The sequence below is a fragment of the Shewanella carassii genome (assembly GCF_019670705.1).
Lineage (GTDB): Bacteria > Pseudomonadota > Gammaproteobacteria > Enterobacterales > Shewanellaceae > Shewanella > Shewanella carassii.
Window position 1 is genome coordinate 1,764,413 of record NZ_AP024618.1, and the last position, 25,175, is coordinate 1,789,587.

At 54.2% G+C, this 25,175-nt stretch carries 25 protein-coding genes and 1 riboswitch; of the genes, 20 read left to right on the forward strand and 5 right to left on the reverse strand.

All coding sequences use genetic code 11. From position 1 onward, the window contains the following. Positions 1–72: 72 nt before the first annotated feature. Both ung and K5621_RS08105 read right to left on the reverse strand, forming a co-directional pair. Positions 73–747 carry a uracil-DNA glycosylase gene (ung, locus tag K5621_RS08100; RefSeq protein ID WP_221050876.1) on the reverse strand — a complete coding sequence of 225 codons (675 nt, stop codon included), beginning with the start codon at positions 745–747 and terminating at the stop codon, positions 73–75. A gap of 36 nt (positions 748–783) precedes the next feature. Further along, positions 784–996, reverse strand: coding sequence for a TOBE domain-containing protein (locus K5621_RS08105; RefSeq protein ID WP_025010701.1), 213 nt, complete (start codon positions 994–996; stop codon positions 784–786). 150 nt (positions 997–1,146) lie between these two features. After that, a riboswitch (TPP riboswitch) is annotated at positions 1,147–1,256 on the forward strand. Positions 1,257–1,311: 55 nt separating this feature from the next. On the opposite strand from K5621_RS08105, the gene K5621_RS08110 reads away from it, so the two are divergent. The 7 genes from K5621_RS08110 (at position 1,312) to K5621_RS08140 (ending at position 7,907) form a co-directional block, all read left to right on the forward strand. Continuing rightward, the gene (locus tag K5621_RS08110) at positions 1,312–3,468 is read left to right on the forward strand and encodes a TonB-dependent receptor (RefSeq protein WP_221050877.1); all 2,157 of its coding nucleotides are present in this window, start codon (positions 1,312–1,314) and stop codon (positions 3,466–3,468) included. A 63-nt stretch (positions 3,469–3,531) separates the two neighbouring features. Continuing rightward, positions 3,532–3,792: a hypothetical protein gene (locus K5621_RS08115; RefSeq protein ID WP_025011199.1), complete on the forward strand. Its 261-nt coding sequence runs from the start codon at positions 3,532–3,534 to the stop codon at positions 3,790–3,792. Positions 3,793–3,795: 3 nt separating this feature from the next. Then, complete coding sequence (gene pnuC / locus K5621_RS08120; protein ID WP_025011200.1) at positions 3,796–4,446, forward strand: nicotinamide riboside transporter PnuC; 651 nt, start codon at positions 3,796–3,798, stop codon at positions 4,444–4,446. Then, entirely contained in the window at positions 4,443–5,513 is a 1,071-nt protein-coding gene (locus K5621_RS08125; protein ID WP_221050878.1) for a phosphotransferase, read from the forward strand. The genes pnuC and K5621_RS08125 overlap by 4 nt, the downstream gene beginning before the upstream one ends. A gap of 52 nt (positions 5,514–5,565) precedes the next feature. Continuing rightward, a complete protein-coding gene (locus K5621_RS08130) occupies positions 5,566–6,411 on the forward strand; it encodes a DUF6279 family lipoprotein (protein ID WP_221050879.1) in 846 nt (281 codons plus the stop codon). Positions 6,412–6,646: 235 nt separating this feature from the next. After that, positions 6,647–7,258, forward strand: coding sequence for an HvfX family Cu-binding RiPP maturation protein (locus tag K5621_RS08135; protein WP_221050880.1), 612 nt, complete (start codon positions 6,647–6,649; stop codon positions 7,256–7,258). Between the two features lie 100 nt (positions 7,259–7,358). After that, positions 7,359–7,907: an NAD(P)H nitroreductase gene (locus K5621_RS08140; protein WP_025887130.1), complete on the forward strand. Its 549-nt coding sequence runs from the start codon at positions 7,359–7,361 to the stop codon at positions 7,905–7,907. A gap of 67 nt (positions 7,908–7,974) precedes the next feature. Here K5621_RS08140 and K5621_RS08145 read toward each other — a convergent pair whose 3' ends face one another. After that, positions 7,975–8,715 carry an oxygen-binding di-iron domain-containing protein gene (locus tag K5621_RS08145; RefSeq protein ID WP_221050881.1) on the reverse strand — a complete coding sequence of 247 codons (741 nt, stop codon included), beginning with the start codon at positions 8,713–8,715 and terminating at the stop codon, positions 7,975–7,977. A 12-nt stretch (positions 8,716–8,727) separates the two neighbouring features. Next, positions 8,728–9,336: a chemotaxis protein gene (locus K5621_RS08150; RefSeq protein WP_221050882.1), complete on the reverse strand. Its 609-nt coding sequence runs from the start codon at positions 9,334–9,336 to the stop codon at positions 8,728–8,730. 339 nt (positions 9,337–9,675) lie between these two features. Here K5621_RS08150 and K5621_RS08155 point away from each other — a divergent pair, with 339 nt between their 5' ends. The 10 genes from K5621_RS08155 to K5621_RS08200 all read left to right on the forward strand — a co-directional run bounded on the left by K5621_RS08155 (position 9,676) and on the right by K5621_RS08200 (position 18,322). After that, positions 9,676–10,299, forward strand: a complete 624-nt coding sequence (locus K5621_RS08155) for a 2OG-Fe(II) oxygenase (protein ID WP_221050883.1) — start codon at positions 9,676–9,678, stop codon at positions 10,297–10,299. A 366-nt stretch (positions 10,300–10,665) separates the two neighbouring features. Next, a complete protein-coding gene (locus K5621_RS08160; RefSeq protein ID WP_221050884.1) occupies positions 10,666–11,280 on the forward strand; it encodes a GNAT family N-acetyltransferase in 615 nt (204 codons plus the stop codon). 44 nt (positions 11,281–11,324) lie between these two features. Further along, the gene (locus K5621_RS08165; RefSeq protein WP_221050885.1) at positions 11,325–11,780 is read left to right on the forward strand and encodes a GNAT family N-acetyltransferase; all 456 of its coding nucleotides are present in this window, start codon (positions 11,325–11,327) and stop codon (positions 11,778–11,780) included. Between the two features lie 55 nt (positions 11,781–11,835). Then, positions 11,836–12,240, forward strand: coding sequence for a hypothetical protein (locus K5621_RS08170; RefSeq protein WP_100142416.1), 405 nt, complete (start codon positions 11,836–11,838; stop codon positions 12,238–12,240). Between the two features lie 52 nt (positions 12,241–12,292). After that, positions 12,293–12,700 (forward strand): hypothetical protein, encoded by a 408-nt coding sequence (locus K5621_RS08175; protein WP_221050886.1) that lies wholly within the window; start codon positions 12,293–12,295, stop codon positions 12,698–12,700. Between the two features lie 264 nt (positions 12,701–12,964). After that, complete coding sequence (locus K5621_RS08180; RefSeq protein ID WP_025887136.1) at positions 12,965–13,645, forward strand: ABC transporter ATP-binding protein; 681 nt, start codon at positions 12,965–12,967, stop codon at positions 13,643–13,645. Beyond that, on the forward strand, positions 13,635–14,711 hold the full coding sequence (locus K5621_RS08185; protein WP_221050887.1) for an HlyD family secretion protein: 1,077 nt from the start codon (positions 13,635–13,637) through the stop codon (positions 14,709–14,711). Before K5621_RS08180 ends, K5621_RS08185 begins: the two co-directional genes overlap by 11 nt. Further along, positions 14,698–15,861, forward strand: coding sequence for an efflux RND transporter periplasmic adaptor subunit (locus K5621_RS08190; protein WP_221050888.1), 1,164 nt, complete (start codon positions 14,698–14,700; stop codon positions 15,859–15,861). The genes K5621_RS08185 and K5621_RS08190 overlap by 14 nt, the downstream gene beginning before the upstream one ends. Further along, positions 15,858–17,078 carry an efflux RND transporter periplasmic adaptor subunit gene (locus K5621_RS08195; RefSeq protein WP_221050889.1) on the forward strand — a complete coding sequence of 407 codons (1,221 nt, stop codon included), beginning with the start codon at positions 15,858–15,860 and terminating at the stop codon, positions 17,076–17,078. The genes K5621_RS08190 and K5621_RS08195 overlap by 4 nt, the downstream gene beginning before the upstream one ends. Continuing rightward, the gene (locus K5621_RS08200) at positions 17,075–18,322 is read left to right on the forward strand and encodes an ABC transporter permease (protein ID WP_221050890.1); all 1,248 of its coding nucleotides are present in this window, start codon (positions 17,075–17,077) and stop codon (positions 18,320–18,322) included. The genes K5621_RS08195 and K5621_RS08200 overlap by 4 nt, the downstream gene beginning before the upstream one ends. On the opposite strand, the gene K5621_RS08205 is transcribed toward K5621_RS08200, so the two are convergent. After that, on the reverse strand, positions 18,300–19,118 hold the full coding sequence (locus K5621_RS08205; protein WP_221050891.1) for a substrate-binding periplasmic protein: 819 nt from the start codon (positions 19,116–19,118) through the stop codon (positions 18,300–18,302). The two genes, K5621_RS08200 and K5621_RS08205, sit on opposite strands and share 23 nt — an antisense overlap. Positions 19,119–19,295: 177 nt before the next feature. Here K5621_RS08205 and K5621_RS08210 point away from each other — a divergent pair, with 177 nt between their 5' ends. From K5621_RS08210 to K5621_RS08220, 3 genes are all read left to right on the forward strand, one after another. Then, positions 19,296–21,512, forward strand: coding sequence for a DUF2157 domain-containing protein (locus K5621_RS08210; protein WP_221050892.1), 2,217 nt, complete (start codon positions 19,296–19,298; stop codon positions 21,510–21,512). Beyond that, complete coding sequence (locus K5621_RS08215; protein WP_221050893.1) at positions 21,509–22,027, forward strand: GDYXXLXY domain-containing protein; 519 nt, start codon at positions 21,509–21,511, stop codon at positions 22,025–22,027. The genes K5621_RS08210 and K5621_RS08215 overlap by 4 nt, the downstream gene beginning before the upstream one ends. Positions 22,028–22,281: 254 nt before the next feature. Further along, a complete protein-coding gene (locus tag K5621_RS08220) occupies positions 22,282–25,119 on the forward strand; it encodes an ExeM/NucH family extracellular endonuclease (RefSeq protein ID WP_221050894.1) in 2,838 nt (945 codons plus the stop codon). Positions 25,120–25,175: the final 56 nt, after the last annotated feature.

The window sequence follows — 25,175 nt, forward strand, 5'->3', positions numbered from 1 at the left end:
GACCGGTTTTTTTATGTTTAGTATTTATGTCCAGCGGTTAACTCGGCAGCTGGAACTTGTGGGTACAATAAGTTAATCCGGCAAGCGCCAGTCTATGGGAGGCTTGCCTTTGGCTATGAGATAATCGTTAGCTCGATTGAAATGATTGCAGCCGAAGAACCCTCTATGAGCCGAGAGCGGCGAGGGGTGAGGGGCCTTTAAGATAAGGTGTTTGTTGCCATCAACCCGCTGAGCCTTGAGCCCGGCATGCTTACCCCAAAGCAGAAACACCACGCCTTCTGTATATTGATCAACGGCCTCTATCACTATGTCGGTGAATTGCTCCCAGCCGAGATGAGCGTGGGAATGTGCCTGACCACGCTCGACACTGAGCACAGTATTGAGTAGCAATACGCCTTGACTGGCCCAGCGGCAAAGATTGCCATGGCTTGGATAGCGAAACCCCGGGACTGTATTGACCAGCTCCTGAAACATGTTCTGTAATGATGGCGGTGGCATCACCCCTTTGGGCACAGAGAAGCACAGTCCTTGGGCCTGGCCTGGTCCATGGTAGGGATCTTGCCCCAGCAGCACTACTTTGACTTCTGATAATGGCGTATAACGCAGAGCGTTGAAGGTGTCACTCTTGGGAGGGTAGATGACTTTTCCCCGAGCACGCTCGGCGTCGATATAAGCCAGCGTCTCTTGAAAATAGGCTTGTTGTTTTTCCGGGCCCAGCACTTTGGCCCAACTGATATCCGTATGCATAACAAAAAAACAGCGCCTTGCGGCGCTGCTCAATGATTACTCGTCTACACCCAACATTACGCTGCTGGCTTTGATCAGTGCATAAGCACTGTCGCCGACTTTAAGCCCCAAACGTTCACAGGAGGCCTTGGTGACCACGGAAGTCAGCTCGACACCTGGAGCCAGCTCAATGGTGACTTCGTTGTTTACAGAGCCTTCTTCGATGGCTTTGATGGTACCGCCAAGACAATTACGTGCACTGATTTTCATTATTTTCTCCCGAAGAACATTAGAATCGATGCTGATTATAATATTAACCAATAAAAAAATGTCACTGCTTGATGAGAAATTGCTGTATGGCCCATAACCTTTAAAGAATGTTACATACGGATCACTTTTATTTTTAACTGGTGTATACTGGCGCTCGCCAAGGGGTGTTTACCGCATTGCGGTTGACTGAGATGTCGTATGACGAACCCTTAGAACCTGATCCGGCTAGTACCGGCGTAGGAATGGGCCACAATTCGTGCACTTTCAACTCGCTTTCTTATTGCCGGATCTCAAACTGTGAATATTTGAGGTCCTATGTCCAAGTTTACCGTACCTACTCTGCTCGCCAGTACCATTCAGATGCTGCTGTGGGCACCCGTTCATGCTGCCGATAATCCCGGCGTTGAAAAGCAAGATGAGCAACAAGCCATGGAAGTGATAGTCGTCAGCGGCGACTTTCGTGGCCTGACGCTGGAGAAGATGCCCTCCAGCGTGACTGTTATCGATGAGCAGCGCATTGAAGATCAAGGCGCCGAGCATTTCGAAGATATGCTGGGTAATGTGGCCAATTTCAACTGGTCAGGTGCCAGCTCCCGGCCAAGATACTTCCAGATCCGCGGGGTCGGTGAGCAGGAGCAATACCAGGGAGCGCCCAACTCCTCTGTGGGCTTTATTATCGATGATATCGATCTCTCCGGGCTGGGCAGCGTTTCCAGCCTGTACGATTTGCAGCAGTTTGAAGTGCTGCGTGGCCCTCAGGGCACCCGCTATGGCGCCAATGCCCTGGCCGGTCTTATCTATCTCAAGAGCAATGATCCCACAGACGTATTCGAGCACGGCGCCGAAGTCTCGCTCGGTAATGATAATCTGCAAACCTTCAGCGGCTTCAGCTCCGGCCCAGTGACAGATTCCGGCAAGCTGCTCTATCGTGTGGCGCTGCAGCAACACAAGCAGAACGGTTATCGCGACAACCTGTATCTGGGCCGTGACGATACCAATGAGCGCGATGAATTCAGCGGCCGTATCAAGCTGCGCTGGTACGCCACCGACAAGTTGCAGGCGGACTTCACTCTACTGCACGCCGATTTTGACAATGGTTATGATGCCTGGACCCTGGACAATAACGGCTTCGATACCATTACCGATGCGCCGGGCGTCGACAAGCAGCGCACCACGGGCTCCAGTCTCAAGCTGAGCTATACCGGCTTTGAGGCTTTTGAGCTGGTGTCCCTGTCAAGCTATGCCGCCACAGATCATCACCACGGTTACGACGGTGACTGGGCCAACCCGGATTACTGGGCCGGGAAAGAGTGCGGCGGCGCACCCTGTGAGTACGATTACACCTGGGATAAACGCGGCGAGCGGCGCACTCTGTCACAGGAGTTCAGATTCAGCTCCAACGAGGCCGGGCGGATTTTCGGCGGCAGTACAGACTGGCTGGCCGGGCTCTATTTTATGGATCTCGATGAGGACAATGATCTCTACTCTGAATACAACAGCTGGCCGGATGAAGTGCTGACTTCCCGCTACAGCGCCAGTAACTATGCAGTGTTTGCCCAGTTGGACTCAGATCTGGGGGCGGGCTACAGCCTGTCTATCGGTGCTCGTATCGAGCGACGTGAGAGTGACTACAGCGACAGCAATGGTGATGCCTTTAGCCCATCGGAAAACATGTGGGGCGGCCATATCGCCCTATCCAAGGCACTGGCTGAACACCATGAAGCCTATGTTCGGATAGCCAGGGGCTACAAGGCCGGTGGTTTCAATATGACGTTGCCCCAGGAGCTGGCCGACAAGAAAGAGTTCGATACCGAAATCCTCTACAACTATGAACTGGGGCTGAAATCCAGCTGGGCCGATGGCTTGCTGGATACCCGTCTGGCACTGTTCTTTATGGACAGAGAAGATCAGCAGGTAGCGGCCTCGCTGCAGGATCCTGTCGATCCCCAGCGCTTTATTCTGTTCACCGAAAACGCCGGCAGCTCCAATAACTATGGTGCCGAGCTGGAAGCCAACTGGTATCCCACAGATTCACTGCAGTTCTACACCAGCCTTGGGTATCTGCAGACAGAATACGGTGATTACCTGTATCAGGATAAATATGGCAACCCTGTGGATCTCAGCGGCCGGGAACTGGCCCACTCGCCGAGATGGACCTATAGTCTCGGCATGACCTGGCGCAATGACATGGGCTGGTTTGCCAACCTCAACAGCAGTGGCAAGAGTGCGTTCTACTATTCAGACAGCAATGACTCCCGCTCTGAAGACTATCAAGTGGTCAACGCCAAGCTGGGCTATGAGGCCGACAAGTGGTCGGTTTACCTCTGGGGCCGCAACCTGTTCGATGAAAAATACGGCGTGCGCGGTTTCTACTTCGGCAATGAGCCGGATCAGGACTGGGCCGAGAAGCAATATATCCGTTACGGGGACCCACGCCAGATTGGTGTGACCTTCAACGTCAAATTTATCTGATGGCATAAGCCGTTGTCGGCCGGGGCGTGTTGCAGCGCCCCGGTTCATTACAGGAGATGTAAAATGAAGTTAACTGCCGAAATCAGCATGTATCCGCTCCACGATGAGTATCTGGAGCCTATTCAATGGTTTATCAAGCGCCTGGACAGTTATGCCAACATAGAGAGAACCACCAATGCCATGGCGACTCAGGTGTGCGGTGATTATGCCGAGGTGATGGCCATGCTGGCCACTGAGATGCAGGCAGCGCACGAGAAATTTGGCAAGGCGGTGTTTGTCTGTAAATTTATCGGCGGTGAGCTGAACTTGGGCCACAGGGAATAACCCATGAGTGAATTTTGGCACTGGCTCGCCGAGGCCGGCTCTCAGGCCCAGGGCATGGGCGCCTGGGAAGCGGTAGCCGTGGTATTGGCCTTGGCCTATCTGCTGCTGGCCATGAAAGCCAATATCTGGTGTTGGGCGGCAGCCTTTGCCAGCACCGCCATCTACACTGTGCTGTTCTGGAAAGTCGCGCTGCTGATGGAGTCAGTGCTCAACGTCTATTACATGGCGATGGCGCTGTACGGATACTGGCTCTGGCGCCGGGGTGGGGAAAACCATCAAGGAGTGGCCGTGACCTCCTGGCCCTGGCAGCGGCACCTGGTACTGATTTTGTTGACTGGGTTGGTGTCTCTGTTTGTCGGTCATATGATGGCAACTTTCACTCAGGCAGCCTTTCCCTACCTGGATGCGGCAACCAGCTGTTTTGCTGTGATGACGACTTTTCTGGTGGCGCGTAAAGTGCTGGAAAACTGGCTCTATTGGGTGGTTATCGATCTGGTGTCCATCTATCTCTATTTAAGCAAGGGCTTGATGTTGACCTCACTCTTGTTTGTGCTCTACGTGGGGATGGCGGTAGCCGGATACTTTATCTGGCGCGCCAGAGCCCAGGAGTCCCGCGGTCGCGACTCCTCACAGCTTGAAAGCGGCGCCGCATGAAAGGCAAACCACTGACAGAACTTGAAGCCAGTCTGGGTGAAGGTTTAAGCTGTGAGCTCAATGCCGCCCTCAAGCGGCTACAGTTGTGGCCGCTTGAGGGGGCCAAGCCGCTCACCCTTGGGCTAAGCAACCAAAACTGGCTCTTGCAGGCCGGTAGCGAGTCAATGGTGCTGAGAGTCAATTCCCCGGGCTCAGACCGTATCTGCGACAGAAACAACGAACTGGCATGTTGGCGGGTTGCCGAGAAGGCGAACCTGGCACCACGGCTGATTTGGGTCAGCGCTGACAAGGGTTTATATCTGAGCCGCTTTATCGAACAAGCGCCGCAAGCCAACTGGCAGCAGTTACTCGCATCCAAAGGTGCGGCCGAGATCGCAAGCGCGGCTCAAAAAGCTTATGTGAACTCAAAGAACCTCTCTGGCCTGCCTGAGCGCAAACATGAATCTAAACATGAATTGGGCTCAGGCGCTGTATTGGGAGCCAGGCAAGGCAAATCACCTCAGGCCTTGCTGCTGGAGTTGCTGCTGGGGCTGAGAGCAATGCCGGCTCCCAAGCTCGAAATCAGTGTTGCTGAGCAGTGGCTTATCTATCTGGAGCGGCTCGATGGCATGGCACTGAGCCGGGTGCAGCCTTCAAGCTGGCAACAGCGGCTCATGCAACTTCACTCGGCCCAAGGGTTATTCGAGCAGTGCAACACTCGGCTGGAGGCCTGTCTGCTGAGGCCTCAGTATTGTCACAGGGATCTCAATCCTCATAACCTGTTGCTGGCCGAGGATGGACTCAAGTGCGTCGATTTTGAATATGCCTGCGCTTCCCACCCGCTGTTTGAGTTGGCCGGGGTGCTGTCATCCCATCAACTGGGCGCCGAGGGGCAACAGTGGCTCATTTATCACTATCTTGAGCAGCATCCGCATTTAACCGGCGATGCCCACCTGGCGGTGGCTGCAGCCGTCGATGTCTACTGGCTGTTTGCCTGCTGCTGGGCCTTGCAGATGGCCTGGGACAATCAGCAGCAGTCTTATCTCGACTGGTTTGATGACTTCTGGCATCTTGTAAAGCATCAATGAGTCAGGCAGGGAAGCTGTCGCCTGGCCTTAGCCAACTTAAAGTATTTAATGGATGAAACGCATTGTTATTGCCCTGGCGCTGCTAATTGCGCTCAGTGCCTGCTCCACCAAGGTCAGCTATTATTTCCTCGATTGGGCCATAGAGTGGCAGCTGGAAGATTATGTCACTCTTGACCGGCAACAGGAGCAGGCGTTTGACGCCATTCTCGACCCTTTTCTCGCCTGGCATCGCAGCCAGGAGTTACCCAGATACAGCGCCCAGTTAAAAACGCTGCAAACCGAGCTTGCCGATGGCACTTTAACGCCACAGAGTTGGCGCCATCATGTGGATATGGCAAGAGATCACTGGTTTCGGCTGTTTGCCCAGGTGTTTGACGATCTTTTGCCCCTTATCGCTTCTTTGAGTGACAAGCAGGTCGCCCAGGTGATAGCCAAACTGGAGGCCGATGAGCAGGAGCTGGTGGATGAATACAAGGACAAGAACCAGGAACAACTGATTGAAGATGCGGATGAACGGCTGGAGGAGCTATTTGCCGATTGGCTGGGGCGTTTGAGTGAGCAGCAAAAGGCCCTGATCCATGAGCACAACAGCCGCCGACTGGCGACCCTGGATATGTGGCTCGAGTATCGTCACGAGTGGCTCCGGCAGTTCAAACAAGCCTTGCTGCAACGCAGTGATTCTGACTTGTTGGCACAGCGCTTGCGGCTGCTGATGACAACGCCCGATGAGCTCAAGTCAGATGTGCACAAGCAGAAATTGGCGCAGAACACGGAAAACTTCGGCATGCTGTTATTGCAACTGCACCAGAGCCTGAGTGAGCGCCAGCAAAAGCACTTCAAGCGTAAGCTGGGCAACTTGATTGACGATCTGGATGAACTGAGTCAGGCACAGCCCTGAGCTTATGAGGCAGACATAGCCCTGAGCTTATGGGGTCGTAAAGCGGGTCTTTGGTCTGTAGAACGGGCATTGGACCATTTGCCTGCGAACCACGCCATGCATCCAGGCCCGTAAGCCGATGCAGAGCAGGCATGGGACTTGTTTGCAGCTTCCTAAAGTAAAGACTGAAATAAAATCGTTTATTGTCGGGTCAACTGCAACATGACAGGAATACTCCCCGAATAAGGAGGTTTTCATGCAAGCCATCATTCAAACCTATACGGCATTTTTGAAATCACTGCGCCACTTCGATGGCCTGGCACCTTTGGCATTGCGGCTCTATCTGGCGCCGGTGCTGGTGCAGGCCGGTTACAACAAACTCAGCCACTTCAGCGACACAGCGGCCTGGTTCGGTAATCCGGACTGGGGGCTGGGCTTGCCCATGCCTGAAGTGATGGTGGCGCTGGCGGCCGGGACCGAATTTTTTGGTGGCTTGTTGCTTCTGCTTGGGTTGGCCACTCGGCTGGTGGCTATCCCCATGAGTATTACCATGTTGGTGGCGGCCTTCAGTGTGCACTGGTCCAACGGCTGGCTGGCGATTGCCGACCCCTCATCCTGGCTCGCAAACGACAGGGTGATGGCTTCGGTGGAGAAGCTTGAGCGGGCCAAGGGGATACTGCAGCAACACGGTAATTACGACTGGCTTACCAGTTCGGGGAACCTGGTGATCCTCAACAACGGCATTGAGTTTGCGGCCACCTATTTCATTATGCTGTTGGTATTGCTGTTTATGGGCGGCGGCCGTTACACCAGTGTGGACTATTTTATTGGCCGTAAATGGCTGCCCAAAACCGTTAATCTCGGCTGATTGTTGCTTAAAACAAGTCGTCCGGCTTTTTTGCCTCTGGCGATCCGGGGCGGATTTGGTATCCTGTGAAGTCATTGATATCTCAGCTGAGGATCGCGCATTGGACGCACTTACTCTTCTTCTTACCCGTCAATCATGTCCACGACTGCAGGCTCCGGCGCCGAATGAGGCGCAACTGAAAATTATCCTGGATGCTGCGGCCAGAGTACCGGATCACGGTGGCCTGGCGCCCTGGGAGTTTATTATTGCTACCGGCGAAGGGCTCAATCGCCTGGCGGATATTTTTGTGGCGGCCGCAACAGCAGATGGTGCCGACGAGGGCTTTATCAACAAGGCTGCCGGTATGCCGCTCAGGGCGCCTATGGTGATAACCGTGGTTGCCAAGACCAAAGATCATCCCAAGGTCCCTGAGCTGGAGCAGCAATTGGCAGCCGGCTGCGCCGTGATGGCGATGCAGCAGGCCGCATTTGCCCAGGGGCTTGGCGGAATATGGCGCACTGGTGCCTTTGCCTTTGACTCTACGGTCAATACGGCGTTGGGGCTTGATGGCAGCGATCAGATAGTGGGCTTTCTCTATCTGGGCACTCCTGTGGTTGAAGCGCCGCTCAAAGCCACCAAAGAGGGCAGCGCCTTTGCCCGCTATCTCTGATAGCTGCCGGACACTCAATGGCGGAGAATTTGCCATGAGCTAAGCTCATGGCATCAAGCTATTGCATTCAGTTGCCTGTGACCGCAACTCCCACTTCCAGGCGCTCGAACCAGTCGAGAAACTCAGGTATCTGCTCGCCCCTGAATATCCGCCCGTGCTGCGGACATAAATAGTCCAGCTCCAGCTCTCTCACTCTGGCTATCCAGTCCTGCTTGGCGCGGTTGGAGGGCATCCATCTTTGATGGAAAAAGCGCATCTTCTCGGTGTGACGGCCAAAGTCATCGACAAACAGCCCTGCATCCGTGTCTTCCAGTGCCGCGCCTATATCGCCTGACATCAGCACTTTGCCGACAGGGTCGTAGACATGAAAATTGCCGGAAGCGTGCAGATAATGCGCCGGAATAAACTGTACCTCTACGCCATCGAGCGTCAGCTTGTCGCCTTGATCTTTAATGGCCTGGTATTGGATATGCTCCATCCCGAAATGGCGGATGAAACCTTCCCAAATCCAGGGCGCGTGCAGCTGGGCCTGCTCCAGCGTCTGATCCCACAGCCCCAGGGAGGAGATGATATCGGGATCCTGGTGGGAGGCGAATAGATGGGTGAGCTGCTCTATGGGGATGTGACAAACCACATTGGCCAGCATGGGGGCAAATAGCTCTATGCCCCCCGGGTCCATCAGCAAAGCCTGCTCGGCAGTGACCAACATATATTGATTGGTGTCTATGATGCCATCGGGTTTGTCCGGATCCCGGCCAAAATAGATCCATTTGTGGCTATGGGTTTCCAACAAGAGTTGGCTCTTCATCCCTGTACTCCCTTATTGTTCAAGTAATTGAATCGCCTTATCTACCTGAGTGCGGATCGCGCCAGCAGCGGCGTCGACCCGGTTGGCAACATGGTTGAAAGTGGCCTGATCGGCGGGCTTTATCCGGCAGGCTTCGATGCGGCACAGCGAGGCCAGCACTTTAGCGGTTTTCAGCTGCTGGCAGAGCTCTTCCAATTGCAATTCAATATCCAGGCTCAGGCGTTTGCACTGCTGCTCAAGGGCCATAAAGTGTTGGCTGTTCTTCTCCAGCGCCGGCATGATGCTGTCGCCATAACGGGCTTTGCGGGCTTTCTCCCTGGCGCGGGCAAATTGCAGCATCGCCTTGCGGACTCTGGTTTGCTCGCTGGTCAGGCGGCTGATGGTCTGTGCCAGATGATTGATTCTCGCGGCTGAGTGGGTGGTGAAATGCGCCAGTTCGTCGATGGAGTGGGTCAGCGCCTTAAAGCCCAGCGCCATGCTGCCGGCACGAATCGATGCCGCCTGGGCATTGCTGGCGATGATATTAATCTCTTTGCAGTGGCCCTGAGTCTTTTCCAGTTCGGCGGCTATGATGGCGGCACGAACATAGAACTGACGCGTTGGTTGACGTTCTGATCCCATAATTCACTGTTTTACAGTCATAATCCTGTTTGAGAGTATAGAAGATAATTAACTTGCCCACAGGCGCGAGCTGATTTTTCCCACCAATGGATTCAAGCTACAACTCAAGCGCTTGAATTTGCACCCTGTTTAGCTTGAAGAGCCTCTTTGAGAATAGATGCTTAGTGTTGTAACCATATGAATTGAAAGTTTTATTTTGATTGTCAGCCCAAATCGAATGCTCTAGTATCCGCAGCTATCAGAATCGGCCTCCGCTTTATTCAAGTGGGGGCTTTTTAGGTTGTGGCTTTGTCAATAAGCAGGCAGTAACAGCCGCAGCATTTCAGAGAGGATACCCATTTGGTTTCGCTGTTAAATGATGAACTATTGGACAGGATTGCCGATGCACTTACGGACAAGGGATACATAGTGCTTGAGGGCGTGCTGCCGGAGACATTGAGTAGCGCATTGCTGGATAAGGTTAACCACTCGCCGGTAGAGAGTTTTCGCTGGGCTGAAATCGGCCGTGGCAATGAGCGTGTTCGCGAACAGGAGATACGTTCAGACAGGATCCGCTGGTTGCATGAAGAACAACAACCGGATGCCGACTATTTGGAATACATGGCCTGCTTGCGTCATGGGCTTAACCGGCGCCTGTTTATGGGGCTATTCGATTATGAAAGCCATTACGCCTTTTATCGCCCTGGGACTTTTTACCGTAAACACCTGGATGCGCTGCGGGGCAGTCGCAACCGGATTCTGACCACGGTATTTTTTTTGAACCCCGACTGGCAACAGGGGGATGGTGGCGAGCTGATGCTCTATGAAGAGGATGACGCTTTGCTTGAGCAGATCCCGCCGAAAATGGGCACTCTGGTGATTTTTCTGAGCGAGCGTTTCCCCCATGAAGTGCTGCCAACCCATAAAGATCGCGCCAGCATAGCCGGTTGGTTTCGGGTTGCCGGTAGCTATGAACTGCTCTAAGGAAGATGCGAATAAGTCCTCGTGGCGTTCTCTTTTGTCGAGAGTGGCTTGCACAGCAATTGGCGTTCAAAGCAGCTGACAGAAGGCATGCCGAGGCCTGTCAAAGCCAGGCTTCCTTAACAGCAACTGATATTTGGCTGGGTTAACCCGGCCAACGCCGATTTATTCCATTCACTCTCATTGCCTGTGCTCCTGGCTGGTAAGCCCCCTCGTGATTGACTTTATTCCTTCCTAATTGGAGCCAATGACCGGGATAAACAGGGACACCATTTGTTAACATTTTCGCTGGTTTAATGATTTATTCATGTTAGTCTGGTAATCAAATAGGTGTTAAATCATCACCTTGCATTATTAGGGAGGCAAATCATGGGACTGGAAGCATGCTTGACCGGAGAACATGTGATCCTCGAACCTTTGAGTCAGGATCATCTGCCGGCGTTGTCGCTGGCGGTCGCCGATGGTGAGTTGTGGCGCTTGTGGTACACCAACGTGCCGCATCCGGATGAGATGAAGGAGTATATCCATCAGGCTTTGGACAGTGAGCAGCGCGGTGAAGCCTTGGCCTTTGCAGTACGTAGCCGAGACAGCGGTGCAATTGTTGGTTGTACCCGCATTTGCAACTGGGATCAGGCTAACCGACGGCTGGAGATTGGGTATACCTGGTATGCCAAGAGTGTGCAGCGCAGCGCCATCAATACCGAAACCAAGCTGTTGTTGCTGGAGTACGCTTTCGAGACTCTGGATGTGATGGCGGTGGAGTTCAGAACCCATTTTCACAACCAGGCTTCGCGGGAGGCCATCACCCGCCTGGGGGCCAAGCAAGATGGCATCTTACGCAATCACAAACTGCTCAAGGACGGCAGCGTCAGGGATACAGTGGTTTATTCCATCATTGACAGCGAATGGCCAGAGGTGAAGCAAGGCCTCAAGGATAGGCTGGCATTTTACAGTGATCAGTACCGTGTCGAACTCGCACAGTGAGTAAGCGCTACTTAGGACAATATTGAATCGAAGGGAAATCATTCATGCTAAAGCAAGTTATTCGGGCACAGTCACAGGACGCCGAGATTATCTCACCGCTGTTTGATGAGTATCGTCAGTTTTATGGTTATCCCGGCGAGCCTGAACTGGCGTTAAGCTTTATCAGCCAAAGGCTTAAGCGGGATGAATCCGTGATCTTTTATCTGCCGGATGAGCAAAACCAGGCCTTGGGGTTTGTGCAGCTCTATCCCGGCTTTTCTTCGCTGCGGGCGGCGCCGCTGCTGATCCTCAATGATATTTATGTCACTCAACATGCCAGGTGTGTCGGCATAGGTCGTGCGTTGCTGGATGCCGCGCTGAATTACGCCAAAGCACAGGGCATTGATGAATTGATCCTCGAAACCCAGCGTAATAATGTCAGGGCGCAGGCGCTCTATGAGTCCATTGGTTTTGTCCGGGACAATGAATTTTTCCACTACAGTCTGACTCTAAAACCTTGAAATTCATCAGACACTAAAGTAGCTTGCCTTCATCGATATCAAGAGGATCACCAAGATGTCCCATAAAACTGCTTTGTCTGTCTTTGCCGCCATCGGCTTGTTTTCCAGTGCTAATGCGTTCGCCGGCCCCGCCGAGGAGGCCTTTAGCGCCGAGTTGCAACAATGCGCCGCCTATTATCAGATAAGTTCTGAAGCCATAGGGGCAATGAATGCACCGCAGATGGCCGCCGTTGGAGATAGACTCAAGCAATCTGCCAAGGATGCCGAAGCTTTAGCCTCCCAGTACAGTTCGGCGCAGGATGCTGAGAAAGGCGTGGCTGCGGCCCGTGCCGAAATGCTGGAAACCATGGGTAACAGCAAGAGTTTGGGTGGTTTGATGAGTCAATACAAAGATAGCTGTAAAACCATCTTGGCCGAGCCGCAAAAGCGCCTCGACTACTGGATAATGGCCAACATGTGATGCAATAAAATGTGGCCGCAGCCTGTCTCTTTGTCCAAGGAAGGGAGGCAATATGCTTTTAAGTCTGTTACTGGCCGCTTTTATCATCTTGCTTGCGCTGGTGATTGAGTCCTGGCCCAGGATACGTTCCTATGCCCGCGAACGCCGGCAAGGGGCAGCTTGGGCGCAGGAAAACCATGGCTGCGCCAACAGGCGTGAACGGCAAGACTGCTTTGTGGATCTCAGCTTTGCGCCCTTCTTGCTTACTGCCGCTCTGGCCTTGATAGCCTGCGCATTTGAGCTGATGCCGGCAACTTATGTGTTTGGTTTAATACTCTTTATTGTTCTCAACCTACTTCTCTTGATGGTCTGGCATCTCTATGCCAGACTGCTTGGCGGGCAAAAAAGTGGCCAGAGCCTGTTGCCGCCACTGCTTTATGGCCTCGCGGCCCTGTTTGCCTGGATAGGGGCTATGCCGTAAGTCAGGCCCTAACTAAGCCCGCTCTTAAGTCAAGAAGTCATCAGTTACGCTCTGACGAAAGCATGAGATGTGTCAGCGACTTCCCGCTGGTTGAGGGCATCACTGCATTGGTTCTCGGGCGCTGAAATGTCAGCTTACAATTAGCTCGCGGCCCGGCGCTGGAATTTGGCATTAAATAGGGAACTTGCACCTTTATCCAAGGTTCAAAGCTGCAGACAATAACAAGGAGTGGTTGAGCGCCGGTCGCAATACCCAGCAAGAGCAATGATAAAGCTTCAACAACTTTGTAAAACCTATCAGATGGGCGACGCCTGTGTGCGTGCGCTCGATGAAGTCAGTTTCGACATTCAAGCTAACGAATTTGTGGCCATCATGGGGCCATCGGGTTCAGGCAAGTCGACGCTGATGAATATCATCGGCTGCCTGGATAAACCCAGCAGCGGCAGTTACCTGCTTAATGGCGAAGAGGTGGGACAACTGGATGATGATGCCTTGTCTGCGGTGCGTAACCGCCAGATAGGCTTCGTATTCCAAAGTTTTCACCTCTTGCCGAGACTCACGGCGCTGCAAAATGTGATGCTGCCGCTAAGATACAGTCCAGAGGGGCAGGGCGATGAAACCCACGCCATAGAGTTACTGAGACGTGTCGGGCTCGGAGAGCGACTGGATCACAGGCCCAACCAACTCTCTGGCGGTCAGCGTCAGCGGGTGGCGATAGCCCGCTCCCTGGTCAATCGCCCGGCCATTTTGCTGGCCGATGAGCCCACCGGGGCGCTGGATAGCAAGACTTCGCTTGAGATCATGGCGCTGTTTACCGAGCTCCATGCCGCAGGGCAAACCATCATTTTGGTGACTCACGAAGAGGAAGTCGCCGCTTACGCCCAGCGGGTTATCCGCATGCGTGATGGTTGCCTGCAGAGTGACAGGAGGGCTAATGCGGCCTGATTCTCTTTTACTGTTGAGCCTGGCGGTCTCTGGCCTGACTTTTTCAAGCTTGGCTGTTTCAGAAATCGCGATACCGGTAGCAGCCGGATCACCATCTTCGATAGCTTCTCCATTAGAGCCTTTAACGGACAAGAGAGCGGATGCCAAGTCGCCGCCCGCCGCGCAGCTGCTACTGACAGGTAAAGTCAGTTCCTCTAAGTCGCAGACTTTCAGCGTCCCCAAGGCCGGTGATGCCTGGCGCTATCAAATTCAGTGGATGTTACCCGAGGGCTCTTTGGTGTCCCCCGGGCAAGTGGTGGTGGTGTTTGACAAGAGTCAGGTGGCCAACCAGATAGAACAGTTGGAAGCCAGCATGCTCAGGGTGTCGGCGCAGGAGCAGAGCCAGTCCATAGAGCTCAAATCCAAGGTATTGCAAGCCAGGTTCGAGCTGAAAAAGCAGTTACTGGAGCAGGAAAAGGCGCAACTGGTAGCGGCCGTACCAGCAGATTTTATCGCTGCCAAGGAGTACGCCGACAATCAGTTCAAGCTGCTGCAGCTAAATGCCGAGGTAACCAAGGCCAAGCAGGCTCTGGCCGAAGCCTTGGATACCGAGAAGGCGACCCTGGCACAGCTAAAGATTGACAAGGAAAAGGCGGCGCTCGAACTGGCGCAGGCCTTCAAGGACTTGGACAGCCTGGAGCTGAAAGCCGAAATGGCCGGCCCCTTGCTGCTTGGGCGTGAGCCTTGGAGCAATAAAAAATTCGAGGTGGGGGATACGGTGCAAGTGGGGCGACAAATCGCCACAGTACCTGCCATGGAGGATCTGGAGGTGATCGCCTGGGTCAATGAGGTGGACGTGGATCGCCTGAAACCCGGGCAAGCCGTGACCATGCGTCTGGATGCGGAAATTGAGCGCGCCTTTCCCGGACAAATTGCCAGTATCGGTCGCCAGGCCATCAATCTACCTGCCTGGGGCCGCAGTAACTGGTTCGAAGTGGGGATCCGTTTCAAGGCACCTGAGGATATCGCCATGATCCCCGGCATGAGTGTACTGGTGGAAACCGGAGGCAAACATGAAGCGCTTTAGTTTGGCCTGGCTGGCACTGCTTGCGCTGAGCGCCTGCAGTGATGGGGTGAGCACTCAGGTAGTGCAGGGGCCCTTGAGTCAAAAAATAGAAGTCACCGGCGAGCTGGTGGCGGCCGATACCGTGTCTTTAATGCCGCCTGTGATGCGCCGCATCTGGCAATACCAGGTCAAGCAGCTGGCGCCGGAAGGCAGCGAGGTGGAAAGTGGCGAGATGGTGGCTCAGCTGGATACCTCTGAACTGACCCAAAGGCTGTCGGTCAAATCGGCTGAGCTTGAGGCTACAGTGCAGGACTTGCAGACTTCCAAGCTGCGTAATGCCAAGAAGATGGAAGAGCTCAAGTTGCAACTGGCTGAAGCCAAAATGGAGTTGGACAAGGCCGAACGTAAGTTTGCCCTCTCTGATGACACAGTGGCGGCACTGGATAAAGAAAAGTACCAGCGTGACGCGGTGATCGCCCGTGACAAGGTGACTCTGGTGCAGCAGCAACTGGTGCTGGAGGCCCAGAGCGCCCGGCAACGGGAAGCCATGCTCGACGGAGACAGGCAGAAGTTCGCCGCCGAAGTGGCGGCGCTGAAAAAGGGTATCGCCTCGATGACCTTGGTGGCGCCCCGTGCCGGTATGGTGGTCTATGGCAACGATCCTCAGGGCAACAAGCTCAAGGAGGGCCAATCTGTGTTTGCCGGTGATGTGGTGTTGTCTATCCCGGATCTCGACAGCATGCAGGTCAATATGGCGATCCCTGAGGTAGAAGCCCGTAGAGTCAAACTGGGCCAGCAACTCAAGATCCGTCTGGATGCCAATCCTGATAAAGTATTTACTGGAAAAATCAAAGAGTTGGGTGCAGTTTTTCGTAATAAAAGCCAGGAGGTACCTCTGGTGGTGTTCGATGCGGTTGCCAGCATAGACGAGCCGGATACCGAGCTGATGCGCCCGGGAATGACCGCCAAGATCAGCATAGAAATTGCCGATGACAGCCAGCGGACTCTGGTGGCTCAGGATGCGGTGCATTATGAGGCCGGTCATCCTTATGTGCTGCTGGACGGGCTCTTGGGGGCTCGCAAACAGTCGGTGCGGGTCGGTGCCATGGGGGGCGATCAGGTTGAAATACTCACCGGCTTGCAAGTGGGCGATGAGGTATTGCTGCCATGAAGAATCATTCGCTAATCACCTTTGCCTTGATAATGCAGGCCTTGATAGCCTTGGCCTTGAGTGGCTGCCAACCGAGCAGTAATGATGGTGTGCTCACCATGACAGTCAGTCGCGGCGAGTTTCAGGTCAATATCCCCGCCAGTGGTGAGTTGGAAGCGGCGCAGTCCACTCCCGTTGTGGTGCCCACGGGGTTACGTGGGCCTCAGTCCCTGGCCTGGATCCAGAACAACTTTACCCAGGTCAAGGCCGGTGATGTGGTGGCCAGGCTCGATGATACTAGGGAGTCGTTTCGCTTGCAGATGGAAGCCTACGACTTTGAGCGCTTGGCGCAGGATGCCAAGATCCAGACAGAGAAAGATCTCACCTTGAGCCAGAGCTTGACCCTAGGCGGCAAGGTCACAGGTAGTGAGCGGCAGTTGGCCGAGCGTTTTTTCAGTGAAGATGAGCGGGTCTACACCAAAATCGACATCATAGATCAGATGCGCAACAAGGAATATTTGGATGCCAAGCTGGACTATTTCCAGTGGGGCAGCACTCAGCACCAGGCGCAGGCCGATGCCGAGCAGGCGCTTATCAAGCTGAAACAGAAAGGCCATCAGGCCAAGATGGACAGGTATCAGGGCAATCTGTCACAGATGGAGATTATCGCGCCGCACGACGGGTTGTTTGTCTATCAGGCAGGCTGGGATGGCGCCTTTCCCGTGGTGGGGGACATGATCTGGTCCGGATTCCCCATAGGTATATTGCCGGATACTTCCGTGATGCAGGCAAGAGTCTATGTGCTTGAATCGGAAGCTGTGGGGCTCGCCATCGGCAAGCAGGCCACAGTGACTCTGGATGCCTATCCTGAGAGGCCTTTTAGCGGCACAGTGACCCAGGTCGATGCGCTGGCCAAGCCCAAAGACAGAGATAGCCCGGTGAACTACTTCCAGTTCACCATCAGCCTGGATCAAACTCTGCCGGCCATTATGCAGCCGGGAAGGCAAGTGAACGCCAAGGTACAAGTGCTGGATCTCAATGATGTATTGACTGTGCCCAATCAGGCCCTGTTTCAAAAAGACGGCCGCTACTGGGTGTATCTTAAGCAGGGCGGCGGCTTTGTACGCCGGGATGTGACTCCGGGGCATAGATCCCTTAACCGCACCGAAATTACCGCCGGGCTCAATCCCGGTGATGTGATAGCCCTGACAACTCCACCCAAGAGGAGTCAGCTATGAGTTCGTTAATGGGGCTATGGCAAGGATTTGTCCAGGCGTTCGATGAGATGCGCCACCATAAGCTGCGTACCGCCTTGACGTTGCTGGGGATGATATTCGGTGTCGGCGCCGTTATAGCCATGCTCAGCGTCGGTGAAGGTGCCGAGCGTGAAGCCTTGAAGATGATTGAATCCATGGGGGTTCGCAATCTGGTGGTCAACAGTCGCAGCAATGACGGCGAGGCGCTGAAATCGATTCGTGAACACAGTGTCGGTCTGAGCCTGCGTGATATCGACAGTGCCAGGGATACCTTGCCTTTTATTCAGGATTGGGGCGCCGCCAAGGAAGTAAAAGTCTTCAGTCTGTTTTCCGCCGAAGGGCGTAGCGATGCCAGTGTGATGGGGGTGACTCCCAGCTATTTTGGGTTGACGTCGCTCAAGCTCAATGAAGGGCAGATTTTTACCGAGCAGGATGAGGTCTACTACCGCCAGGTCGCCGTGTTGGGGCCAGAGGCGGCTCGCAGCCTGTTTCCCAAGGGCAACGCCCTTGGCAAGCACATCAAGATTAATCATCAATGGTTTACCGTGGTGGGTATCTTGGCCGATGCCAATCGCGGTAAGTCTAAAATCCAGGGCGTCAAGCTTGGGGGCGAGCGCAATCAGGTGTTCATTCCACTGTCGAGCGCCCTGAAAAAGATGCAGTTCAAGGCGCTTGAAGATGAGCTGGATATGATCAAGCTGTCGCTCAGGGAAGAGGTTGAGCCTTCGCTGGCGGCCAAGAGCCTGAATCATCTGTTGCAGCGCCGTCATGGCGGTGAGAAGGACTATGACATAGTGGTGCCGGCCGACCTTTTGGCTCAACATCAGAAGACCCAACAGATCTTCAATATCGTCATGGCCTGTGTCGCCGGGATCTCGCTTCTGGTGGGCGGAATTGGCATTATGAACATTATGCTGGCCACCATTTTGGAGCGTACCGCCGAGATAGGTTTGCTGCGGGCGCTGGGGGCCCGGCGCAAGGATATCGCCCGGCAGTTTTTGATTGAAAGTATCGCTATTTCCGCTACCGGCGGTCTGTTTGGCATAGTCGTGGGGCTGGGACTGGCGCTGCTTATATCAACTGCGGCCGGTTGGCCTGTGGCTTGGTCTCCCTTTGCGATACTGCTGGCGCTCGGGGTTTGTATGAGTATCGGGGTCGGCTTCGGCCTCTATCCTGCGCAGAAGGCGGCCAAACTGGATCCCATTATTGCCTTGCAACGGGACTGACAGAGGTTGCTTTCTTCGCTGTCAGAGGTTTTGGCGCCATGGACGGCGCTCGCAAGGGCAGGCTGAACTGACGTGACAACTTTTGCAGCACGCCTTCGGCTCGTAACGCTTCCAGAGTGGCTATCAGTTCGGTCTCTTTGATGGCGGCATCGCCCGCGAGCAGAATATGGTGGTCATAATGCTGCCCTCGGAGGTTGGATATCATCAATTGCCGGCGTTTATTGGGATACTTGGCCAGGTAGCGCTCCAGCATGGAACGGGTTAAGGGGGCGATATCTGCCCGCCCTTTGAGGATCCCCTGCAATACCTCATGATTACTGCTGACATAACGCACTCTTTTAGGTGGGCCTCCGAGCTCCTGCCAGAGCCCGGGGTAATGATAACCTTCCACCAGTAACATCTGCTTATTGTTCAATTGGTTAAAAAACTGCTCGTCGCGATTTTTCTCTGCCTTGGCGATATAGATCTCACTGTCTTCAAATGGCAGTGGGATGAAGTGTGGCTGTGGGTTGAGTTTGCTCCAGCCCCACTGTGGGTTTTCAAACAACATCATCTGGAAACGGCCACGACTGAAGGCGGCGTATCTGTTGTGTATGCTGGTGGGAACAAACAGAAATCGATATTCGGGGTGTCTGGCGGCAATCGCATCGAGCAGCATGATACTCAAGCCGGAAGGTGGATGCTGATTGTGCAGCCGGATATAGGGCGGAAAATCATAACCGCCCACCAGGATAAGGGGCCTTGAGTCCCGAAACTCGGGCGTCTCAGTGGCTGCCTGCACTTGCGTGGGCAGCAACAGACAAGCCTGAAATAGGCAAGCCAACAGCCACTGCCAAACAGGGGCTCTTCTTGATATCTTCCCGGCATGGAAACGTCCGACACACAAACCCTACCTCCAACTCTGCTGATCTGTTTGATCTTGTGATTAAATATAGGAACCTAATTCTTTCAAGGAAAGTGGGCAGGTCATTTCATGGATGCTTTGCAACAACACAGAGCCCAGGCCAAGCAGCAACTTTATCTATGGCATTCGCAACATCTTGTCTCGGGGGCTGCGTGGCGCAACGCCTTGGGATTGCTGCCATCAGCCGGGGCCAAGCAGAGCCTGAGCTTTTTTAACCCTCTGCTGCTGGGTAGCGCTGCACTCTGTTTTGCTTCGGCGCTTATCTGCTTTTTTGCCTACAACTGGGCCGCTTTGCCGCGCATGGGCAAGTTGGCGTTATTGGAAACCGGCTTGCTGGGCTGTTTGTTGCTGGCCTTTGCATTGAGCCGATGGTTAAAGCCCCCCTTCGCCGACAAGGCACAAGGCGCTTTGCCCTGGCTCCTGTTTGTGGCCTGTGTGTTTGTCGGCGTCTTGCTGGCCTTTATCGGCCAGAGCTATCAGCAAGGGGCCGACAACTGGCAGTTGTTTGCCGTGTGGGCACTGCTTATTCTGCCCTGGGTGGTATTTCTGAAACTGGAAGCCGGTTATCTGCTGCTTATCTTGCTGTTGAACCTGGCCCTGTGCTTGTTGCTGCAGATAACCTCATTGCCGTTTGCAGACCTGTTTAGCTTGCTGGGGGATGACAGGCTCGCCATCCCTTGGTCACTGTTTGCGCTTAATTGGCTGCTGCATCAATGCCTGCTTCGTTTTGCGCTTACAGACAAGCACGGCATCCCCCTCAGCGAGGTAACAAGCGGGCTGCTCGGTTGGGGCTTTTTGTTGTTGGCGAGTTGTTGGACGCTGTTCGACTCCTTGAGCGCACAGCAGTTTATTGCTGTGGTGCTCTACGGGGTGGTTGCCGCAGCGCTGATACGAGGCTATCACACAAGGCGTAAACTCTACGGCATGGCGCTCGGGCTTTTCAGCACGGCAGCGCTGTTTGATCTCTGGTTGCTGCGCTTGCTGTCTGAAGTGTTTGACGGTGATGCCGTGGTACTGTTGTTTGCCCTGATGACGCTTTGTGTGCTGCTCAGTGCCTCTGTCGCCGCCTTGCTGCTAAAGCGTTTGCAGGCTGACTATCTGGCCGCGGCACCGGAGCAACAGACCCAAAAACATAAAGATGCGACAGCCAACACAGAGCCCGGGGAGGATGAGCACATCGTCCCTAATGCGGGCAGCCTTTTCTGGCAACGGCTGCAGCAGGCAGGTATTGTCTCGGGGGATGTGGCACAAGAGACACCAGAGTTGCAAAATCCCTGGTATCTCAAGGCGATGCTTATCCTGTTTGGCTGGTTAGCCGGGATCTGTTTGCTGGGTTTCATCGGCACCAGCCTGGCGTTATTGTTGGACGATATTCAGCCTGGGTTGCTGCTGAGCCTGGCGCTGGCGGCATCTGCAGTGGCCTTTGGTTTGAGCCGAGGTCAAAGTGGACTGTTTATCTCTCAGTTTGCCTTGAGCTTTGCCGTGGCCGCCTTGGTGCTCTATGGCATCGCCTTTGATGAGCTGCTGTTTGAAGTGGCTTCCTGGCGCTGGTGGTTGATGCTGGCTCTGGCGGCCTCGCTTCACTGGTATCTGCTGCCACCTTATTTGACCCGGTCCAGTTGCGCGCTGCTGGCATTATTGGCCTTGATTGCGCTGTTGCAGACTCTGGCATTATTACCCTTGGTGACGCCGGCACTGCTACTGGGCTTTGTGCTGCTTTGGCGCCATGAGGCCGACTGGGGTAAGGCGCCGCTTCGCTGGCGCTCCCTTGCCATGGCCATGACCTTGGCGCTGCTCTTTTGTCAGACGCCGCAATTGGTTTGGCTGGAAGGTGTCTGGGAGTTAAAGGATCCCGGCGTGAGCCCCGCTATGTTGCAGGGCGCGCAATGGTTACTTGAAGCTTTGCTGCTGTGGCAACTCTGGCGTCTTTTCGGCAGTCGAATGAACGCAATTCGGCGTCAATTGGATGGGCGTTCACAGATGCTGTTGCTACTGGGACTGCTGTCGGCCTTGGTTTGGTTTTGGTGGATCCCCGGGCTTATCGCCGGCGCATTGGTGGCGGTTTTCGGCTTTGTGCTGGCCGAGCGCTTGCTGCTCTGGCTCGGGGTACTGGCTATGCCGGTTTACTGCGGTTATTACTATTACTCGTTGCAGCAAACCTTGTTGGAAAAATCCTTGTTGCTGATGCTGCTTGGCGTGAGCCTGCTACTGCTCTGGTTTGCGCTGAAACCTTTGAGCGACAGGCCTGAGTGGCTGGCGGCGCAGAATGGGGGGGAGCAGTCATGAAACCCAAATTGACGCCCAAAATCATGGGGTTGTGCCTCGTGTGGGGGCTGCTTTGTTTGCTAATCATCAACATTTCCGTGTGGCAGAAAGAGCAGCTCTGGCAGCACGGTGAACCCATCTTACTTGAGCTGGCACCTGTTGATCCCCGCTCGCTGATGCAGGGGGATTATATGCAACTCGACTATGAGTTGGCCCGGCAATTGGCCAATGAGCTGCGTGCAAAAGGGCAGTTTCAGGACAATATGCAGGGCTGGCTCAGAGTGAGTCTCGATGAGCAGCAGCGCGCCGCTTTTGTGGCGTTGGAGAGTGACCCAGAGGCTCCTTTGTTGCAGCAGCAAAGACGCTTGCCGTTTAAAGTCCGTCAAGGAGAAGTGCAATTGGCGAGCCAGGCTTTTTTCTTTGAAGAGGGCCAGGCGGAGCATTTCAGTCAGGGACGTTATGGCGAGCTGAGATTGGGCACTGACGGGGAGCTGATGTTAGTGGGCCTGCGTGACGGCCAACTTAAACCGCTTTGAACCTAAGAGTGGTAAGGCCGTGTTCATTAGACCACTAGAGTGACTTAGGTTTTTTTACGTTTCCCTCCAAGCTAACTCATTGATAAGACTAATTAACTAGCACTAAAGTTTGATAAATATTTTACATATTGCAACCTTGTTGTAACTTATAGCCTTTATAGTGGCTGCTTCTCCGGATGCGGAGATGTGGAAATAACATTACTTATTGATAAATAAGAAAATCACTATAATCAGGATATATTTCAGGGGTCAATATGTTAACCAAGGCAAGTCTGCTTGCCCTGGCCGTGGGCAGTATTGCTGTCCAGGCTCAGGCGAGTGAGCAAGTGATCATTTCCGAATACGTTGAAGGTTCAGGCAATAATAAGGCCATCGAACTCTTTAACGCTGGCAGCCAAGCTGTCGATCTCAGCCAGTATCAGCTGGATATCTTCTTCAATGGCAGTAGCAGCGCAGGCAGCAGCATTGCCCTGAGCGGCATGCTGGCCGCCAGTGGCACTCATGTATTGACCGACAATGATGCCGACGCTGCAATCCTGGCATTGGCGCAGCAAACCAGCAGCGCCAGTTTCTTCAACGGTGATGATGCCCTGGTGCTGAGCCGTAATGGTGAGGTGGTCGACAGCCTGGGCCAGGTTGGGGTGGATCCCGGCTCCGAGTGGGGCAGCGGTGATGTTTCCACTCAAAACAATACCATAAGGCGTAAGCTGGACAACTTGAGTGCGGATCTCGACCCCTTCGATACGGTCGACCTCAGTGGTTGGGATGGTTTCGCCATTGATAATATCGACGACCTGGGGGCTTTTGGCGGTAATGCCGGTGAGCCGGGTGAACCGACAGATCCCGGTAATGGCGCCTTGGTTTGCGGCGATGCGGCTACACCCATTCATGTATTGCAGGGTAGCGGCGAGGCCAGTCCATTGGCCGGTGAAACCCTGGAAGTGGAAGCAATAGTCACCAGTAACCAGGAAGCGGGTCTCAAGGGATTGTTCCTGCAGATGGCCGATGCCGAAGCGGATGCCGATCCTTTGACCTCGGAAGGTGTGTTCCTGTACACAGGCAATAGCGCTAGTGGTTATCAGGCGGGCGACCGAATTCGGGTGCGGGCTCAGGTCACTGAATATCAAGGCTTGACCGAACTGACCAATGTCAGTGCCAAGGCCTTGTGTACCACATCACAACCTCTGCCGAGTGCAGCCAGAGTGAGCCTGCCGGTCAATGACAGCAGTGCACTTGAAGCCTTCGAAGGCATGTTGGTCAGCTTTGAGCAGCATCTTACAGTAAACGAAGTCTACAACCTTGGCCGTTATGGTGAGGTGTTGTTGGGTTCAAGCCGTCACTTTATCGGAACTCAGGTAGCCAATCCCGGCGCCGATGCCTTGGCGGTCACGGCAGCCAATGCCCTGGATTCCATAGTGCTTGACGATGGCCTGACGGCACAAAACCCGGATCCTGTTATTTATCCGGCCCCAGGGCTGAGCGCCGCTAACCCGCTCAGAGTCGGTGATACTGTTACAAACCTCACCGCGGTGATGCATTACGGCTTTGGCATTTATCGTTTGATGCCAGTCGATACCGTCAACTTTGTTGCCGCCAATCCCAGAGCATCCGAGCCTGAGTTGAATCGTCTCGATGCCTTGACAGTTGCCAGTTTCAACGTGCTCAACTATTTCAACGGCGATGGCCAGGGCGGTGGTTTCCCCACGTCCCGTGGCGCCGATACTCAAGATGAGTTTGAGCGCCAACGAGCCAAGATAATCGCCGCGATGAAAACCATTAACGCCGATGTCTTCGGTTTGATGGAAATCGAGAACGATGGTTTCGGCAGTAACTCGGCAATTGCCGATCTGGCCCGCGGTCTCAACGACGCCATTGGCACTGACAGCTATCGCTATCTGGCGCCACAGGTTAATCGCATTGGCAACGATGAGATAAGCGTCGGTATTTTGTATCGTCAGGACAGAGTCACCCCGGAAGGGGTGGCGGCGATTCTGGACAGCAGTAATTCGGCGCTGGATGACAATGGTCAGGTGCTGTTCAACGATGGCAAGAACCGTCCCATGCTGACCCAGAAGTTTAGCGTCAACGACAGTGAGGATAGCTTTGTGGTGGCGGTCAACCACCTCAAGTCCAAGGGCAGTGATTGTAATGCGCTGGGCGATCCCGACATGAACGACGGCCAGGGTAACTGTAATCTGACCCGAACCCGTGCAGCCATGGCGATAGGCCAGTTCCTGCAGGCAGAATATCAGCATGACAAGGTGCTGGTGATAGGGGATCTCAACGCCTACGCCAAGGAAGACCCACTGACAACCCTGGCCAATGCCGGTTACGCCGAACTGTTTGGCGAGCTTGGTAAGCCTTCAGCATACTCCTATGTGTTCTCCGGTGAGTCGGGACAGCTAGATCATGCTCTGGCCAATGAAGCCATGCTGGCCAATGTTCGTGATGTGACCGAGTGGCATATCAATACCGATGAACCCAGGGTGCTGGACTATAACACTGAGTTCAAGACGCAGGAGCAACTGCAAAGTTTCTACAGCAACGATGCCTTCCGTTCATCGGATCACGACCCTGTTATCATCGCCCTGGACTTTGCCGCGGCCAATCAGGCACCGGTTGCCGAGTTCTCAGTGCAGCAAAATGGTGCCGCGGTGGCGCTCTCTAGCACTTCGAGTGATAGCGACGGTGAGTTGGTGAGCCAGGAGTGGGATCTGGGTGACGGTACTCAAGCCTTTGGCGAGCAGGTGAGCCATGAATACCAGCAAAGCGGTGTCTACCTCATCACTCTGACCGTGACTGACGACAAAGGTGCCCAGCACAGTGTCAGCCGTGAGGTGACCGTTGAGATAGCCCCTGAGCCGACCGAGCCTGTGGCGGTTATCCGCCATCTGGATCTCTGGCTGCTGCAGGTGTTTATCTCAGAGAGCTATGATCCTGACGGTTATATCAAAAAGCAGCAGTGGCGCTTCAACGATGGGCGTAGATTCAACGGCCCGGTTGCCATGCGTATTGGCGGCCGTGCCAATGAAGTAACACTGACAGTGACCGACAATGATAAACAAAAGGCCAGCACCAGCCTGAGTTTTTAACCGCTTAAGATGAAAAACGCCCGCAGCAGCGGGCGTTTTTGTTGGTGAATTCAAAG

Excerpts from the sequence above, each read along its gene's own strand:
- ung (WP_221050876.1), bottom strand. The coding sequence starts at position 747 with ATGCATACGGATATCAGTTGGGCCAAAGTGCTGGGCCCGGAAAAACAA.
- K5621_RS08105 (WP_025010701.1), bottom strand. The coding sequence starts at position 996 with ATGAAAATCAGTGCACGTAATTGTCTTGGCGGTACCATCAAAGCCATC.
- K5621_RS08110 (WP_221050877.1), top strand. The coding sequence starts at position 1,312 with ATGTCCAAGTTTACCGTACCTACTCTGCTCGCCAGTACCATTCAGATG.
- K5621_RS08115 (WP_025011199.1), top strand. The coding sequence starts at position 3,532 with ATGAAGTTAACTGCCGAAATCAGCATGTATCCGCTCCACGATGAGTAT.
- pnuC (WP_025011200.1), top strand. The coding sequence starts at position 3,796 with ATGAGTGAATTTTGGCACTGGCTCGCCGAGGCCGGCTCTCAGGCCCAG.
- K5621_RS08125 (WP_221050878.1), top strand. The coding sequence starts at position 4,443 with ATGAAAGGCAAACCACTGACAGAACTTGAAGCCAGTCTGGGTGAAGGT.
- K5621_RS08130 (WP_221050879.1), top strand. The coding sequence starts at position 5,566 with ATGAAACGCATTGTTATTGCCCTGGCGCTGCTAATTGCGCTCAGTGCC.
- K5621_RS08135 (WP_221050880.1), top strand. The coding sequence starts at position 6,647 with ATGCAAGCCATCATTCAAACCTATACGGCATTTTTGAAATCACTGCGC.
- K5621_RS08145 (WP_221050881.1), bottom strand. The coding sequence starts at position 8,715 with ATGAAGAGCCAACTCTTGTTGGAAACCCATAGCCACAAATGGATCTAT.
- K5621_RS08150 (WP_221050882.1), bottom strand. The coding sequence starts at position 9,336 with ATGGGATCAGAACGTCAACCAACGCGTCAGTTCTATGTTCGTGCCGCC.
- K5621_RS08160 (WP_221050884.1), top strand. The coding sequence starts at position 10,666 with ATGGGACTGGAAGCATGCTTGACCGGAGAACATGTGATCCTCGAACCT.
- K5621_RS08165 (WP_221050885.1), top strand. The coding sequence starts at position 11,325 with ATGCTAAAGCAAGTTATTCGGGCACAGTCACAGGACGCCGAGATTATC.
- K5621_RS08170 (WP_100142416.1), top strand. The coding sequence starts at position 11,836 with ATGTCCCATAAAACTGCTTTGTCTGTCTTTGCCGCCATCGGCTTGTTT.
- K5621_RS08175 (WP_221050886.1), top strand. The coding sequence starts at position 12,293 with ATGCTTTTAAGTCTGTTACTGGCCGCTTTTATCATCTTGCTTGCGCTG.
- K5621_RS08180 (WP_025887136.1), top strand. The coding sequence starts at position 12,965 with ATGATAAAGCTTCAACAACTTTGTAAAACCTATCAGATGGGCGACGCC.
- K5621_RS08185 (WP_221050887.1), top strand. The coding sequence starts at position 13,635 with ATGCGGCCTGATTCTCTTTTACTGTTGAGCCTGGCGGTCTCTGGCCTG.
- K5621_RS08190 (WP_221050888.1), top strand. The coding sequence starts at position 14,698 with ATGAAGCGCTTTAGTTTGGCCTGGCTGGCACTGCTTGCGCTGAGCGCC.
- K5621_RS08195 (WP_221050889.1), top strand. The coding sequence starts at position 15,858 with ATGAAGAATCATTCGCTAATCACCTTTGCCTTGATAATGCAGGCCTTG.
- K5621_RS08200 (WP_221050890.1), top strand. The coding sequence starts at position 17,075 with ATGAGTTCGTTAATGGGGCTATGGCAAGGATTTGTCCAGGCGTTCGAT.
- K5621_RS08210 (WP_221050892.1), top strand. The coding sequence starts at position 19,296 with ATGGATGCTTTGCAACAACACAGAGCCCAGGCCAAGCAGCAACTTTAT.
- K5621_RS08215 (WP_221050893.1), top strand. The coding sequence starts at position 21,509 with ATGAAACCCAAATTGACGCCCAAAATCATGGGGTTGTGCCTCGTGTGG.
- K5621_RS08220 (WP_221050894.1), top strand. The coding sequence starts at position 22,282 with ATGTTAACCAAGGCAAGTCTGCTTGCCCTGGCCGTGGGCAGTATTGCT.